This is a genomic window from Glaciecola sp. HA4-3, assembly GCF_055693685.1.
This window is the reverse complement of the sequence record NZ_CM146340.1, coordinates 1,136,402-1,152,150: the sequence shown is the minus strand read 5'-3', so window position 1 is coordinate 1,152,150 and position 15,749 is coordinate 1,136,402. Positions and strand designations below refer to the sequence as shown.

14 protein-coding genes and 2 pseudogenes are annotated in these 15,749 nt (G+C 39.7%); 5 read left to right on the top strand and 11 right to left on the bottom strand.

The window, feature by feature from the left end:
* Positions 1 to 13 precede the first annotated feature (13 nt).
* The 7 genes from ACZ1G6_RS05540 to ACZ1G6_RS05510 all read right to left on the bottom strand — a co-directional run bounded on the left by ACZ1G6_RS05540 (position 14) and on the right by ACZ1G6_RS05510 (position 6,733).
* The gene (locus ACZ1G6_RS05540; protein ID WP_472618407.1) at positions 14 to 949 is read right to left on the bottom strand and encodes an alpha/beta hydrolase family protein; all 936 of its coding nucleotides are present in this window, start codon (positions 947 to 949) and stop codon (positions 14 to 16) included.
* A 23-nt stretch (positions 950 to 972) separates the two neighbouring features.
* Positions 973 to 1,692 (bottom strand): Slp family lipoprotein, encoded by a 720-nt coding sequence (locus tag ACZ1G6_RS05535; protein WP_472618406.1) that lies wholly within the window; start codon positions 1,690 to 1,692, stop codon positions 973 to 975.
* Between the two features lie 151 nt (positions 1,693 to 1,843).
* The gene (locus ACZ1G6_RS05530; RefSeq protein ID WP_472618405.1) at positions 1,844 to 2,086 is read right to left on the bottom strand and encodes a hypothetical protein; all 243 of its coding nucleotides are present in this window, start codon (positions 2,084 to 2,086) and stop codon (positions 1,844 to 1,846) included.
* A gap of 15 nt (positions 2,087 to 2,101) precedes the next feature.
* On the bottom strand, positions 2,102 to 2,809 hold the full coding sequence (tsaB, locus tag ACZ1G6_RS05525; protein WP_472618404.1) for a tRNA (adenosine(37)-N6)-threonylcarbamoyltransferase complex dimerization subunit type 1 TsaB: 708 nt from the start codon (positions 2,807 to 2,809) through the stop codon (positions 2,102 to 2,104).
* A 19-nt stretch (positions 2,810 to 2,828) separates the two neighbouring features.
* Positions 2,829 to 4,742 carry an ATP-dependent DNA helicase gene (locus tag ACZ1G6_RS05520; protein ID WP_472618403.1) on the bottom strand — a complete coding sequence of 638 codons (1,914 nt, stop codon included), beginning with the start codon at positions 4,740 to 4,742 and terminating at the stop codon, positions 2,829 to 2,831.
* A gap of 3 nt (positions 4,743 to 4,745) precedes the next feature.
* The gene (locus tag ACZ1G6_RS05515) at positions 4,746 to 5,951 is read right to left on the bottom strand and encodes an ABC transporter permease (protein ID WP_472618402.1); all 1,206 of its coding nucleotides are present in this window, start codon (positions 5,949 to 5,951) and stop codon (positions 4,746 to 4,748) included.
* Positions 5,951 to 6,733 (bottom strand): ATP-binding cassette domain-containing protein, encoded by a 783-nt coding sequence (locus tag ACZ1G6_RS05510; RefSeq protein ID WP_472618401.1) that lies wholly within the window; start codon positions 6,731 to 6,733, stop codon positions 5,951 to 5,953. Before ACZ1G6_RS05510 ends, ACZ1G6_RS05515 begins: the two co-directional genes overlap by 1 nt.
* Positions 6,734 to 6,949: 216 nt before the next feature.
* On the opposite strand from ACZ1G6_RS05510, the gene ACZ1G6_RS05505 reads away from it, so the two are divergent.
* Positions 6,950 to 7,117, top strand: coding sequence for a hypothetical protein (locus ACZ1G6_RS05505; RefSeq protein ID WP_472618400.1), 168 nt, complete (start codon positions 6,950 to 6,952; stop codon positions 7,115 to 7,117).
* Between the two features lie 9 nt (positions 7,118 to 7,126).
* Complete coding sequence (locus ACZ1G6_RS05500; protein ID WP_472618929.1) at positions 7,127 to 7,726, top strand: Yip1 family protein; 600 nt, start codon at positions 7,127 to 7,129, stop codon at positions 7,724 to 7,726.
* Between the two features lie 61 nt (positions 7,727 to 7,787).
* On the opposite strand, the gene ACZ1G6_RS05495 is transcribed toward ACZ1G6_RS05500, so the two are convergent.
* The gene (locus tag ACZ1G6_RS05495; protein WP_472618399.1) at positions 7,788 to 8,630 is read right to left on the bottom strand and encodes a DUF3025 domain-containing protein; all 843 of its coding nucleotides are present in this window, start codon (positions 8,628 to 8,630) and stop codon (positions 7,788 to 7,790) included.
* Positions 8,631 to 8,756: 126 nt separating this feature from the next.
* Here ACZ1G6_RS05495 and ACZ1G6_RS05490 point away from each other — a divergent pair.
* Together ACZ1G6_RS05490 and asnB are read left to right on the top strand one after the other, a co-directional pair.
* Positions 8,757 to 10,440 (top strand): annotated as a pseudogene (locus ACZ1G6_RS05490) (M28 family metallopeptidase).
* 280 nt (positions 10,441 to 10,720) lie between these two features.
* Positions 10,721 to 12,394: pseudogene (gene asnB, locus ACZ1G6_RS05485) on the top strand (asparagine synthase B).
* 31 nt (positions 12,395 to 12,425) lie between these two features.
* On the opposite strand, the gene ACZ1G6_RS05480 reads toward asnB, so the two are convergent.
* Complete coding sequence (locus tag ACZ1G6_RS05480; RefSeq protein ID WP_472618398.1) at positions 12,426 to 13,307, bottom strand: amino acid ABC transporter substrate-binding protein; 882 nt, start codon at positions 13,305 to 13,307, stop codon at positions 12,426 to 12,428.
* Positions 13,308 to 13,310: 3 nt separating this feature from the next.
* On the bottom strand, positions 13,311 to 14,009 hold the full coding sequence (gene queE / locus ACZ1G6_RS05475; RefSeq protein ID WP_472618397.1) for a 7-carboxy-7-deazaguanine synthase QueE: 699 nt from the start codon (positions 14,007 to 14,009) through the stop codon (positions 13,311 to 13,313).
* Between the two features lie 95 nt (positions 14,010 to 14,104).
* On the opposite strand from queE, the gene queC reads away from it, so the two are divergent.
* A complete protein-coding gene (queC, locus tag ACZ1G6_RS05470; protein WP_472618396.1) occupies positions 14,105 to 14,773 on the top strand; it encodes a 7-cyano-7-deazaguanine synthase QueC in 669 nt (222 codons plus the stop codon).
* A 40-nt stretch (positions 14,774 to 14,813) separates the two neighbouring features.
* Here the strand turns inward: queC and ACZ1G6_RS05465 are convergent, their stop codons facing one another.
* Positions 14,814 to 15,743, bottom strand: a complete 930-nt coding sequence (locus ACZ1G6_RS05465; RefSeq protein ID WP_472618395.1) for a LysR family transcriptional regulator — start codon at positions 15,741 to 15,743, stop codon at positions 14,814 to 14,816.
* Positions 15,744 to 15,749: the final 6 nt, after the last annotated feature.

Sequence of the window (15,749 nt, the reverse complement as noted above, 5' to 3'; positions counted from 1 at the left end):
AATTTGATGACTTTTAGCGATTTTTTGTACACTTTAGGATGAATTTGTGTATTTTTTCTGCAACTAACGCTGTTGAATCAAGATGGACATGATGCCCTCCAGGACATGTGGCGGTCTCAACATCGTCAAATATAGCCGCTCTTCTAACTCTAATGTCCTTAACTTTTTCAAAGCCCTTATCACCGAGTATAAGCAAACGCGGACACGCAATATTTTGTAAAATATTACAAGCTTGCTCTTCATTCATTCTAAATGGAGAGCTTGTCCTTAAGCGCTTGTCTGTGCGCCATCTAACTTGTTCTTGGCCAGTTTTTGATTGGCTAATGATGACATTACGCGACATGACATGCTGCGCTTGCTCGTAACTAAAATCGCTAACTTTCATTCTAGCTTTTAACAAAACATCAAAGCTATCGGGTTGCCTTATTGGCTTAAGCGCTTTTACGCGACTTTCAAAACAGGCTGTTAGCTGTTTAGCGGTTGTATTTTGTGGTTCACTAAGTGGACCAATAGACTCAATTGCCACCAGTGCATTGAGGCATTTAGGTTGAGTACTAGCATAAATTGACGCAACAATAGCACCTAATGAATGTCCTATAACATTCAAATTAGAGATCCCGAAGTAATTGACGAAGCGATATAAATCATATGCATAATCAACTAAATGATAATGATCAGATTCACCACGATGTGAGGATTTTCCATGCCCTGCATGTTCAAGCGCTAGATAGTGACCATTGTTAACACAAGCCATTTGATTAATAAGGGGGGCAAATGAACCCGCGCTATCTAAATAACCATGAAGTAGAATAGTAACGGGGAAGTCATTAATTTTTCGCTGTTCGCCTTTGAGGTTTTCGTCCCAAAATGTTTGGTTATGATTTGATAAACCACCGTAAGTAAAGCCATCAATATCAAACGAAACATCATATAAATCATGACTATTCAAAGTAATTATTCCATCAAATAATGCTAGTGTTGCTGCTCGGTTGAACTTTGATATTGACGTGTATCAGACGTGTTTTGATGACTAGTGTTTGTCGTGCTTTGGTTATGAGATGATGGGTTAGCCCTATGTTGGCGATAATAGTAATTAGCTGGCTTGTGGCGACGATAATGTGGTAATGACACTAAACCATTGCGATGGTGTACACCCACCCAATGTGGATGACGCACTATATTGACTATTTGCCTGCGTGGGTCACGATCTGGCGTACTCCAAATATAAATACCTTGTGCCGCAATAGTTGGATAAGTGTATGCGTGCTCGCCAATCAAAGAGGTTTGAAACGCTGATAATTCACCAAGCACAGTAACCAAGCGACCTTCTTCAAACAATAAGGGGTCAGCAAAACCATCTACAATAACTTTAAAGCGCCCCGCGCTCATTGTGTCTGTCTTAGGTCGACTAGATGCTGAGGATGGGTAGTAAATAATTTCTATCTCAGAGTCGTCTGCACGATTTTTAACTGCAACGACTTTCCCAGACCATCTTGCAGACTCACCAATAACGCTTGATTCATTTTTCCCTTGAATTACACGTTCATATTGTATAAGAGTCTCAGGATCGTCCACTGTCACAATATCGGGTACTGAATAACATGCGCTTAACGCTAGGCTAATACACACAAGTAAACAAGCTTTGATTCGGTGAGGCACCAGTAATATTGATTCGACTGTTTTGACTTGCATTACATTCTCCTTAATATACCGCTATTGGCCATTTACTGACGTTTAAAGAATAATCGATAAGTACAGTTTAAGCAAATAAGTCGACACCCAACACTTCGGATATCTCGTCACGTTTTTGTGCCATTTGAATATCATGATAAGCCTGTAAACCCTAGCTAGAATTCCTGCTTAACTCCTCAAAATTACGTGCGTTTGCAAACATGTCGTCAGCTTGTTTTGCACTCTTATCATTAGCAACATTGATATAAGTAGCATCAATGAAAGTTGCTTTGGCATCACTGCTATTTTTTTCGGTTTTACCTACAGAAGATAGAGAAGTTGCTAGAGTTTGAGAAAGGCCCGATTGTTGTCTATTGACAAAGATAGACTGTTGGGTCAAACCAATATTGTTCATCTTTTCACCTTGCCTTTATACCTTGCCAGGAAGTTTCTTCCACGTGACAGTATCACGTACATAAATAGGTTTGATATCACTAGCACTAACTGTATGCTTATCATCAAGTGCATGTTTAGCTAAATTCAGCATGTATTGCGCATTAGGGTATAAAATAGACGCTTGGGGCTGCAAAATATCTATAAACATCGAAGAGTAAGTTTGAAATCCGGTGCCTACAGTGTTCCTTAACTCCGTATTATCTTCGTTTGTTTGTTTAAGAATCGTCAGCGCTTCACTTGGTGATAAAACCTGCTCGTCCCCAGACAAACGCATAATGCCAATTTCTGGGTCTAGTAGAAACTCACCAAAATAAACCTCTGCCATGCGGGCGTCAATCATTGATACGCACTTTTGGCTGCCTAAGCGCTCAAAACACTCTTGTGCCATTGTCGCTAAGGTGGATATTTCAATAACAGGTATATCTGCACCATAGCTCAACCCTTGAGCAGTGCTTGCTGCAATTCTCACACCGGTAAAACTGCCTGGACCACGACCATAAGCAATAGCATCAATTTGTGATAGTTTGTAAGAGTGTTGAGCCAAGATTTTATCTATCATGGGCAATATTTGTTGGCTATGTTGCTGAGGGCATACCTCAAAGATACCTTTGCTACAGCCTTTATCATCTAATATTGCGACACTACAAGCTTCTGTCGCGGTATCAATCGCTAAAATTTTCATTAATTTTCTTCGTCACTATTTATTTTATTGATTTTAAAAAATCCTCAACCTTTTCGATATCGCGTGTTCTCACCATATCAGGTAAGCTTTTTAAAAATGTCTTTGCATAGGGTTTAGTTACCAAGCGATTATCACAAATAACTAGCACACCTGTATCGCTCGTGTCTCTTATTAACCTTCCTGCGCCCTGCTTTAAAGAAATTACTGCCTGAGGCACTTGCACATCAAAAAATGGCTTACCGCCTTGTTTTGCGCAATCTTCAAGCCTTGCTTTTAATAGAGGGTCATCGGGTGACGCAAAAGGAAGCTTATCAATCATGACGCATAATAAATCATCGCCTTTTACATCAACCCCTTCCCAAAATGCGCCAGTGGCAAACAACACACTGCTTGAGTCGGCTAAATATGCTTCCAATAACGAGGCTTTTGAGCGCTCACCTTGAACTAAAACGGTATTAGTAATTATCTCACTTACCATCGAAGCCACTTGCTTTAGCATATAGTGGCTCGTAAACAATATAAAACTTCTACCCTTTGCAGCCCTAATTAGTTTAATCGCAATATCAACTAATGCTTGTTTCATTTTGGGGCTATTTGGTTCAGGTAGATACCTAGGCACGCACAACAACGCCTGTGAAGCATAGTCAAAAGGACTATCAAAATATAAACTCTGGGCCTGATCCAAGCCCATTAGCCGGTTAAAATGATCAAATTTTTCATCGATGGCAAGCGTGGCTGACGTAAATATCCAGCTTGCATCACGTTCTGACATTATTTTTTTAAACGCTTTATCGATACGTAACGGCGTTAAATGCACCACTAAGTGATACTTTGACGTTTCGTACCATAAACTTACGTCAACATGTTCGTCTTGGCAAAACATCACTAACTTTTGATAATTACTGGTTAACTTTTCAATTAACAAATCTAAATCTTTTTCTCGCTCTTTGTGTAAGCCTGCAATTTCAAGTAAATATTCAAACTGTTCTATTAACAAACATAATTGAGAATGCACTTTTTCATCTTTTCGCGCATGCAGCCAATTCCCCCTTGTCCCCTCATCGGGAAAGCATATGCGCAAGTCAGACAAAGTGTATTGACATTTTTCTGCATACTCTGATAACTGACCGGCATCTTTAATCGCAAGCTTCTGAATCTTGACAATATCTTTTAGCTGATCACCCATTTGGCGTGTTGAAAGCGTCTCGCCAAAATATTCACTAGCGATGTCTGGTACTAGATGTGCTTCGTCAAATATTATGCTATCGACATTTGGGATGAGTTCACCAAAGCCTTGTTCTTTGAGTGCTAAGTCTGCAAAAAATAGATGATGATTAACAACAACAACATCTGCCATCATTGCTTTTTGTCTTGCTTTTACTAAAAAGCAATCCTCATAATAACTGCAATCTTTGCCCAAACAATTATCAATTGTAGAGGTTACAAGTGGAATAACTTTTGAATCTTCTTGCAGACTTTTTAAGTCGGACATATCCCCAGTTTGGGTGCCTGAAGACCATTTTTGAACAAGTTGAAAGTCTTTTAATACTTCTTTTTCGAGTCCTCGCTCAGACATTTCATTTAATTTAGTTCTATGGATGCACAAATAATTGCTGCGACCTTTAAGTAACGCACTATCTTTTTGTTTGTTAATAAGCTGTTTAACAAATGGTAAGTCGCGGTTATACAGTTGCTCTTGTAAGTTTTTTGTTCCTGTCGAAATAATTACTTTTTGATTAGTTTGTAATGCGGGCACCAAATAGGCAAATGTTTTACCAGTGCCCGTCCCCGCTTCTGCAACTAAAGACGACCTTGTTTTAATGGTATCTTCAATCGCAAGCGCTAAATCGAGTTGCTGTTTTCTTACTTGATAACCCTTAAGTTCGTTTGAAAGTGGGCCATCGCTTGCGAAAAAAGATTTTACGTTTGCCATATTTTATCTAAACAAGACCTTTTCTTGTTTAAACCAATAAACACAAAACGCCAGCAAAGCACCAGCGAGTATGGCGGATGAGCCAAATATAGCCAAAAGCTGGACGTAGTCCATTGTACCTTTTACTAACTCTTTAATTGCCAACGCAACGTTTGTTAATGGAATCCAAGCCCACACACCTTTGAGTTCAATTCCCGGTATTAGGGCAATAATGACCGGCAATAAAATCACAATCATTAACGGGCTCATATAGCCTTGCGCTTCTTTAAATGACCGCGCATAAATAGACAAGGCTAATAAAGAAGATGCAAATGTTGCAACCACAGGCACTAGCATTAAGAATATCAAAATAAAATCAAGCCAATCGATGGCCGACATAAACTCAGTCAAAAACGTAATCGCCATACTTTGCCCAATCACAAGGCCCCATATAGCAATACTTAACACTGTAATGAGCGCTGTTGTGACCCCTGCGGTGGCGATGGTTAAAAACTTTGCAAGGACTATAGAGTGCCTATCAACTGGTGATAACAAAAGTGTTTCTAATGTACCGCGCTCTTTTTCACCAGCCCCGATATCAGCCGCTGGCAGCATTGCGCCTTGTAAGCAGAGTATGAACATGATGTATGGAATAAATCCGCCAATCAACGAGCCCTTTTGTTCTCGCTCGTCAGCTACGTTTACCTTTTCTACTAAAATTGGATTGATCATGGCTTTTTGGATGTTTTCGTCAATACCGATGCCTTTGAATGCTTCTCGCTGATTGGCATCTTCGATTTTATCACTGACCTGTCTAACACGACTTCTTGCATCATTTACTTGTGCATCATTAAGCACTAAATTAAGAGTGATTTGCCCTGACTGAATAACGTCATTTGAATAATTTGACGGTACTTGCAGTACAAAATCAACTTTACCTTCACGAATTGCCGATTTGGCTAATTCTACATCACTCATGTCATCATCAAGCGTAACGAGCGATAGCGTCTCATTTTGGGTAAGTTGTTCAATTAAATTTGGCGCAAACTCTGCCCCACCCACGGCAAACGATAGTACTTTTGTTTGTGCATCGCTTTGGACTTTGGCGGTAAAGTAAAACATCGCGCCAAATATCAAAGGGAATATCACAATAGGAAGCGCTACCATAAAAAATATAGTTTTACGGTCTCGCAATAACTCTAAAATTTCTTTTTTATAAATTAACCACATTAACTCTCACTCCTGTGCAAAGTTTTCATAAAGGCTTCGTGCAAATTATCAGGCGATAAATTGCAAAATTCGTCGATTGTGCCGTCAAATGTCGTCATCCCGTGGTCTATAACTGAAATGTGGTTACATAGTTCAGTTACTTCATCAAGGTGATGGGTTGAAAAAATAACGGGCGTGCCTTTTTGTTTTAGGTCTTTGATAAAATCAATCACTGTTTTAGCCGCCATTATATCAAGCCCTGTGGTTGGTTCGTCTAAAATAACCACTTGTGGACTGTGAATAACAGCTCTAGCAATGGATGTCTTTTGCTTCATGCCTGTCGAAAAGTTTTCACTCCTACGGTCAAGAAATGAGTGCATATCTAACTGTTGGGCAATTTCATCTATCTTTGCTGCAATTGCATCATCAGACATGCCATTCAAGCGACCGAAATACTCGATATTTTCCCTTCCAGTTAGACGACCATATAAACCGGTAGAACCAGACAAAAACCCAATTTTTTTGCGAGCTTCAATAGGATTAGTTACTACATCTGAACCGTCGATTGTGATGGTTCCGCCATCAGGCGTCAAAGCAGTTGAAAGCATTCTTAAGGTAGTTGTTTTACCTGCGCCATTTGGTCCTAATAAGCCTAAAACTTTGCCCTTGTCGCAACGAAGGCTAACATCTTTTACTGAATGAAAAAAACGGCCCTTTAGTCGAGGATCCTTTTTATCCTGCTCACTTAATTTTTTGGGATTTTCGACCTTAAACTTTTTTGCTAGCTTTTGGATCTCGATCATTGCGTTTTCCTCTTTCCCTGTGCTTTATCATTGTTATACCCGTTAGCTTAAGGCAAGCAATAATACTTTGCGAGAAAAAAACACAAAAACTAGACATCCTTTATGTTTTCAAATGTAGCTAGAGATAGTATTGTTGGAAAACTAGGCAGTTAACCTATGCCTGAAATAAGCAAATAGCTTAGTGATAACCAAAATAACAACACTAGGAATCATGATATGCAAGAACATGACAATGAAGCGCCCCAAACCCAAGATAAACCTCATCAATTCAGCGAGCATCAAGATGACCTTATCGTCACTAATCCAATTCAAGCGATGAGTGAAATATTCTATCGACCTTCTGACGTTTTTGAGTCGATTGCTGTCAAAAATAATTGGTCCTAGCTACCCTTTATATTAATTACCGGTGTTTTGTTTTTGCCTTCTTATTTATATTTTTCATTGGTTGATTTTGCATGGTGGCGAGACGCTTTTATTCTTATGCAAACGCCCGATGCAAGTCCGGCAGAGCTTGAAAATGCCAAGGCTATGTATACCTTGGCGGCAATGCAATGGTCTTACGCGATCTTTACGGCTTTATCCCCGATTGTTTTTAATCTTATCATTGGGTTCTATTACGCCACTGTGACGCGAAATGATGATAAAAGCGTTCATGGTTTTACAGATTGGTATGGAGCTATGTGGTGGATAAGCATGCCAGTTGTTGTTGGTTCACTTTTTTCTATAATACTTCTGGCATTGCAAGACCCTAGCACCCAAATCGGTCAAGCATATTTAGCGCCATTGTCACTTGCTTTCGTTTTAGGCACCAATGTAGATTCAGAGGCCTTTAACCTGCTTGCCAGCATAAAAGTTGACTTTATTTGGTCTACCATTTTGGGGGGCTTATTACTCAAGGCATGGACTAACTTTAGCTTGAAAAAATCGTTAATTGTTGCCGCTATTCCAACACTTGTTGTCTACGGTTTGTCTTTAATTGCATTATTAAGCTAGCGTAATAGAACTAAGTTTATGATTTAGCCTATAGATATAGACGTTTGCCAGATATTCTACGCTACGACCTATATCTATTTGCCTTTATTGTTTTTGGCATGAAATATTGAGTATTTGCATAAAATGTAGCATCTTGCGCTACGTGAGACCAAGTGGGAATACCCAAAAGAGGTAGCGGTTGCCAAGGCTTAGAATGAAATAGCACTTCATTGCTGACAAGATGCCCAAGCAATAGTTGATCATGTGCTTGAAGCGGTTTGTTTGAACTATTGCTTAAGCCTGTTAATGGTATGCAGGAGAGCTTATCAAGCTTGTCTTGAGCAATAAGCACTACCGTTGCTTTTGCAGTAAGGCCAATGAAAGGGTTAAGTAACATTTCCCACAATGCATGACCAAAAATAAAAGGTTTGATAGTGTCAAACCAAGCGCTTTGTTTTTTTAAAAATAACCATTGCCAGTCATGTGCTTGCAAGCGTTGCTTGAGTTGGTTTTCAGATGTAAATATCACAATCCCACATTCATCAAAATGCGTGATGCGATCTCTAATGGCTGTTCTTTTCGATTTGCCAGCCGAGTCCAGTTCATTCACATGTTGCTGATTTAAATATTGTTTCGTTAGCGGAAAATCTAACCAGATTAAACCATTGAAAAAGTCATGCCAATTGTCACGACTTGGAATCTGTTTTTGCTGATGGATGTAACGCTCATAATAAATATCACAAGGAAGTTCGGAGTCACTTACAAACTTCAAGTCAGTACCAAATGAGTTTAATATTTGTGAGCTTGACGTTTTCATTTCATGAGATAGACCACAGTGCTTTAAATGCGCCATAAACGCATTGTGTAACATATTAAATGGCGCTCGGTCTTTAACTTGTAATAAATAATCTATATCCAATTGCATTTGTTTCTGCCGCTTTGTTTGAGTGATGTTTTCACTTATACTTAAGTGTTGCCCAATCGACCTTGCGTTTATTCAAGGTCGGCTCGAAATGGCAAAACACAACACTTTACACTTAGGATATAATAAATGAAAACAGCCCTATATTCACCGCCTCGATTACATTTGTTGGCATGTGCTTTCGTCGCGCTAACCATCTTTGCTTGCAGTCCCAATACGACAAATACCGATACGAAAACAGAAGAAGCTAGCCCTAATAATTTTGATATTGTATATCAAGGTATTGATTCTCCAGAAGCTGAAAATGCGCTGACACAGCATATTGTTACACTAGCCTCAGATGAATTTGAAGGTCGCGCTCCCACCACCGTTGGAGAGCAAAAAACACTTGATTATTTAACCGCCGAATTTACCAAGGCAGGATTCAAACCTTAGCAATCAGGACAGTTTCTTTCAGCAAGTTGACCTAATGCAAATCACTGCTGATGAAGATATGACTTTACAAATGGGATCTCACTCTTTTGCATACAAAGAAAACATGGTGGCAAGCTCTAAGCGTGAGGTGTCGCAAATCGATTTAAGCGACTCTGAAATTGTGTTTCTTGGTTTTGGTGTCAATGCGCCTGAATTTGACTGGAACGATTATGAAGGTGTCGATTTAACAGGTAAAACGGTGATTGTTTTAGTCAATGACCCAGGTTTTGCAATGCCCGAAGGAGAAAAGTTTCAAGGTAAAACGATGACATATTATGGCCGTTGGAGCTACAAATATGAAGAAGCCAGCCGCCAAGGTGCCGAGGCGGTATTTATAGTGCATGAAACAGTACCTGCCTCCTATGGTTGGTCAGTTGTTGCAAATAGCTGGAGTGGCCCTCAATATGGTTTGGTTTCTCCAGATGGTGGTGCAAGTCGCGTCGCGGTAGAGGGTTGGATTTCACTTGAAGCGGCGCAAAAAATCTTCGCTGAAGCAGGTTTGGATTTTGCTGAAGAAAAAGCAAAAGCTAACCAAGGCCCCTATCATAAAGCACTTTCGTTAAATGCATCTATCACAGTGAAAAACGACATTGAAAAATCAAAAAGCTATAACGTTATTGCCACATTAGAAGGAAGCGAAAAACCTGATGAACATATCATTTATACAGCTCATTGGGATCATTTAGGCAAAGACGATAGTAAAGAAGGTGACCAGATTTATAACGGTGCACATGATAATGCTACTGGAACCGCAGCAAGTATCAGTATGGCAAAAGCGTTTGCAGAATTGAATGTTGCACCTAAACGTTCAATTACTATGTTGATCGTGACCGCTGAGGAACAGGGTTTATTAGGTTCAAAGTATTACGCCGAAAATCCCGTCATCCCCTTAGATAAAACGGTTGCTAACATAAACATGGACGCAATGAACATAATGGGACGAACAAGCGATGTATCAGTGATTGGCATGGGTAAGTCTGAATTAGAGCAATATCTAGAGATAGCTGCAACAAAGCAAGGACGAGTGTTAACACAAGAAGATAGACCTGAAGCCGGCTATTACTACCGCTCTGATCATTTTAGTTTTGCAAAACTAGGTGTGCCTGCTTTGTATGCTAAAGGTGGCTCAATGCCCATTGATGAGCAGACAGCGGCTTACCGAAAGCGCATGAACGTCATTGTCACTGGTTGCTACCATCAAGTATGTGATCAATATCGCGAAAGCTGGGACGTGGGCGGTATTTTGGAAGATACTCAATTATTATTTGATGTAGGTTATCAGCTAGCTGAAACCGAATCGTGGCCACAATGGAGTCCAACAAGCGAATTCCAGCGCTAAGATAATTTGGTTAAAATGATTAACGCGACAAGTTGTAAATACTGTCGCGTTTTTTTATTAATCACAAAAGAATCTTTATTAAGCTAAATAAACACTTGCTTTTTTTTGTGGGCGTGGCAAATTCAAGGACAAGAAAGAACATAACGTTTATCAATAATAAAAATACGAAAACGCGACAAAAAGGGTAATCCCCTGCTTCAATAGTGCCTTTCTCGACAGAAATCCAATAAAACAAACGCTATGACACAGTTGTGTCTTTAACAAGGGGAAGAATCTTACTATGTGTGGTATTTTCGGTATCTTAGATATCAAATCTGACGCAACTCAGCTGCGAACAAAAGCATTAGAGTTATCCAAACTCCTTCGTCACCGAGGACCTGACTGGTCTGGCATTTGGCAAGATGAGCATGCAATTTTATGTCATGAGCGCCTTGCGATCGTTGACGTTGATACAGGCGCCCAGCCACTTATTAGCGATAATGGCAATCAAGTACTTGCTGTTAATGGTGAAATATATAATCACAAAGAGTTAAGCACAAAACTATCTTCTCAATATTCGTTTGCAACGCGCTCAGACTGTGAAGTTATACTTCCCTTGTATCAAGCACATGGCCCCAACTTCATCGACCAACTAGAAGGCATGTTTGCTTTTATACTTTATGACAAATCAAGCGGTGACTACTTAGTTGCAAGAGACCATATTGGTATTATTCCGCTTTATACTGGATTTGACGAACATGGTAATTTTTATGTCGCATCCGAAATGAAAGCACTAGTTCCAATTTGTAAAACTGTATCGGAATTTCCACCTTGACCATTACATGCTAAATGGTGAATTAGTAAAGTATTACACGCGCGACTGGATGGATTTTAATAATGTTAAAGACAATCATACCAACCTAGACGACTTAAAAGCTGCTTTTGAACAATCAGTAAAAAGTCACCTTATGTCAGATGTTCCTTATGCGGTTTTGTTGTCTGGGGGACTTGATTCGTCTTTAGTATCTGCGGTGGCAGCAAAATATGTCGCAAAACGTGTAGAAGATGAAGACAAAAGTGACGCTTGGTGGCCAAGACTACATAGTTTTGCTGTAGGTCTTGAGGGTGCACCTGATTTGCTAGCAGCTAAAAAAGTGGCTGACATGATTGGCACTGTTCACCACGAAATACACTTTACTATTCAAGAGGGATTAGACGCCATATCAGACGTGATTTATCACCTTGAAACCTTTGATACTACGACTATCCGCGCGGCCACCCCAATGTATTTAATGACCCGCAAAATCAAAGCAATGGGTATTAAAATGGTATTATCAGGGGAAGGAGCAGACGAAATTTTTGGTGGCTATTTGTACTTTCATAAAGCACCAAATGCGACAGAGTTTCATGAAGAAACCGTACGTAAGCTTGATAGACTTCACTTGTTTGATTGTGCCCGAGCAAATAAAGCCACATCCGCTTGGGGGGTTGAAGCACGCGTACCATTTTTAGACAAAAAGTTTATGGATGTTGCCATGAGGCTTAACCCTAAAGATAAAATGTGTATAGATGGAAGAATGGAAAAGTGGATTTTACGCAAAGCATTTGATGATGATACATACCTTCCTGCTCAAGTTTTATGGCGACAAAAAGAACAGTTTGGTGATGGCGTTGGCTATAGTTGGATTGATTCAATCAAAGAACATGTTGAGGGTGTTGTAAGTGCGCAACAGCTAGCTACCGCTGAATTTCGTTTTCCAATTAATACGCCAGATACCAAAGAGGGTTATTTCTATCGAACCATTTTTGAGCAGTTTTTCCCGCAAGAAAGTGCAGCCAAATGTGTACCATAGGCGGTAAGTCTATCGCTTGCAGTACAGTTGAAGCACTTGAATGGGATGCCAGTTTTAAGGCCTCAGCAGATCCTTCCGGACGGTCTATGAAGACCGTCCATTCAGGTGAATTCACCGACTAATGTCATCAGTTGGTAGAATAAGCCCTAGTGTTTATTCTACCGACCGTTTGAGCGGGTAAAACCAAAGACTTTCTTCATCTACTGGTGTTGCTTCAGGTAATAGAGGGTTAGTCAATTCAAATGACTTCGCTTCATCAATACCCAGTTTTTCAATGGTGTCACCGTGAAATTCCATAAATAAGGCATCAAAACTGCCATCATTAATCGCCCTTTTAAGCCCAGTTTCGATTAGCTTTGCAAGCGTTACATTTTGCTTGTTGGTAAAAAAATATTGTGCAGCGGGGTAATGTACTAACAAGCCTTTTTTTAATCGAAAATCTCTTGAATATTGATTTGATAGCTCTTCATTAATTTCTATGACTGAGCGGGGAAAAAAGTCAGCCGAACGATTTTGAAGTAATGCTGTGGTTCCAATATAATCTTGTGCAGTTAATACATTAAAGCCGTTTGCTTGCAATATTTTAGTGTCTGGCCAACTAATACCTTGCACAGGTTTGTAGTCGAGTAAGTCATCTAGGGATCTTATAGGCTTATTTAATAAACGATGGTTTTTGTGAACCAAAAACATCCGCCAACCGATTAAGCCTTTAGATATTGGAATCCGAACTGGCAACAAGGTATTTTCACGTTGAATATCGGTCATAGACCACATAACATTCACTTCTAAATTTTCTTCCAAGCGTTTTAAAGCGCGATCCGGTCTCATCGGTTTATCAGACGCTAACAATTCATATCTTACGCCTGTTTTTTGAAGCGCAAGATCTAATACTGCGATTGGATAAAGGTAGCGAACATCATTTTCAACAGGAGATTGAGGATAAGTTATTTGCCAAACTGCGGCATGACTATTAGGCAATAGACAGCTAAAAAATAAGCTTGCAAATAATAAACGCCATCCATTTTGTAAATTCATTATCTACTCAACACCAATATATTTATGTAATTGTACAGACAGTTTCCAGTTTCTCTCGATGCACGTTTTCACTGCCAAGTCGGTCGCTCTGTCTTGCTGACTAATTGGTTGCAAATAAATCAGGGGACTGCGTGCGTGTTCACCATCAAGTTTAGTATCCCCTAGGCTTACTTGCAATAATTGGTCTAATTCATCTATGTGTTTTTGCATAGCAATTGGGTGCTTTATTTCATCTGCGCGTCGCATAGCTTGCGGTAATACTGGCATGCCTGCTTTCATATTAATCTTAGGAGAGACTGTGACCCATGTTTCACTTGCACACTTTATTTCGAAGGTACCGCTGGTTTCAATCTGCGTGCTATAGCCTAAATCATGTGCCATATTTGTGAAATCTGATAAATCAAACATGCAAGGTTCACCACCGGTAATGACAATATGCTTAGCTTTGTATTCTTGCGCTGCAAATAATTTAAATAGCTTTTGTTCGTCGGTACTGTAATACCTTGGATCATCACCTTGCTTGGTCACAATAATAGATTCGCTGCTGACATTTTCAGGTAGCGTATCCCAAGTATGCTGTGTATCACACCAAGGACAACCTACTGGGCAACCTTGAAGTCTTACAAATATAGAGGGTGTTCCCGTATGGGCCCCTTCTCCTTGAATAGTTTCAAATATTTCATTGACTAACAACGTCGACATAAAAATTCTTCTAGATTATTTCTGGTCTAATACTTGGGATTTTATCACTGATACCGTAAACTTCGCGACATAATTATCGTCAACAGTCAAAAGTTATGTCAAAAAACAAAGTAGTAATCATATATTCAGGTGGGATGGATTCTTTTACCGTGCTTCACAAAGCGCTAAATGAAGGTTACGAAGTACACGCTGTTTCCTTCGATTACGGGCAACGACATAACAAAGAGCTTGATTTTGCTAAACGAGTATGTGAGCAGCAGAATATCTGCCATAAGATAGTCGATATTACTAGTATCAATCAGTTAATTTTGGGCTCTTCACTCACAAGTGATATAGATGTTCCTGAAGGGCACTACGAAGAAGATTCGATGAAACAGACGGTTGTTGCTAACCGTAATATGATTTTATTGTCATTAGCCGTTGGTTATGCTGTTTCAATTGAAGCTGAAGCTGTATACTTTGGGGCGCATTCAGGCGATCATGCAATATACCCTGATTGTCGAACCGAGTTCGTAGACGCTATGAATCAGGTGTGTAAAATTGCCAACTATCAAGCCGTAGAAGTAAGAGCACCCTTTTTGGAATATGATAAAATTGAAATTCTCCGTCAAGGCCTAGCGATGAAATTGGATTATGCAGATACGTGGACGTGTTATAACGGAAGAGAAAAAGCATGTGGAAAATGTGGTTCATGCCAAGAGCGGCTAGAAGCTTTTGAAAAATGCAAAGTCACCGACCCTTTAGCATATGAGCAGATAAGTTGAATTTTGTTTAGTGCAGTTTAGTTTTGTCGCATTCAATACTTTATTTTTGGCTTTGAGATACAAAGTATTCGATTTCTTTTATGCAATGACGAAGCACTGGGTTCAAACGAGTATTTTTCCCGTTCATCACAAAAAGTTCATGTTCAAAAGGAAACATACTGCCTTTTGCTAATGGCACAAGTCCCGTGGCTGCGCCTTGCTCCTTTGCGATGTAATCAGGTAATAACCCGATATATTCTCCAGTCATTATTGCTGCCATACACACTTCAAAAGAGTCAGAGAACGTTTGGATCGATAAACGCTTTTCGCTATATATATAATTTGAAGAAGATAAGCCTGAAATTCCAATCGCAGGAAAATCTTCAATATTAACCGTTTCAGGTAGTCTTTCGACATCTCTATATTTGGCTAAAGGGTGAGTTGGTGAACAATACAACCGCCCTGCTATGTTCACACCGACGGGATGAAACATTACAGATTCAGGCTTTACCATGTCATAGGTTGATAAAACCAAGTGACATTCGCCAGACAACGCGACATGCTCGACTTCATTGTATAAACGCGTTTGAATATTAACGTGAATGTCATCGAATTTTTTCATTGTACTTTTAACCGCTTTACTAACAGCAAGCTGCATCGAGGTCGCTAGCCCTGACATAAGTACGATGGTGATGTGCCCGGAATAATCATCATGCAGCGATTTAAGATTAAAAACAAAATTATCAAATGCATTAAAAATACGCTTTGTTTCTTGAAAAACGACTTCACCCTCTTTCGTCATCTGAAAGCCACCACGGCCACGATGACACAGAACCAAATCAAGTCGCTCTTCTAACTTTTTAATCGCTGCACTAATATTAGGTCTTTGCATTCTCAACACAGGCTCAGCTGCCGTGAAGCCATTACATGATGCTACTGCGTAGAAGACACGTAGTAGTTTAATATCAGATTCTTGTAAGCGATTTAGCATGTTGCA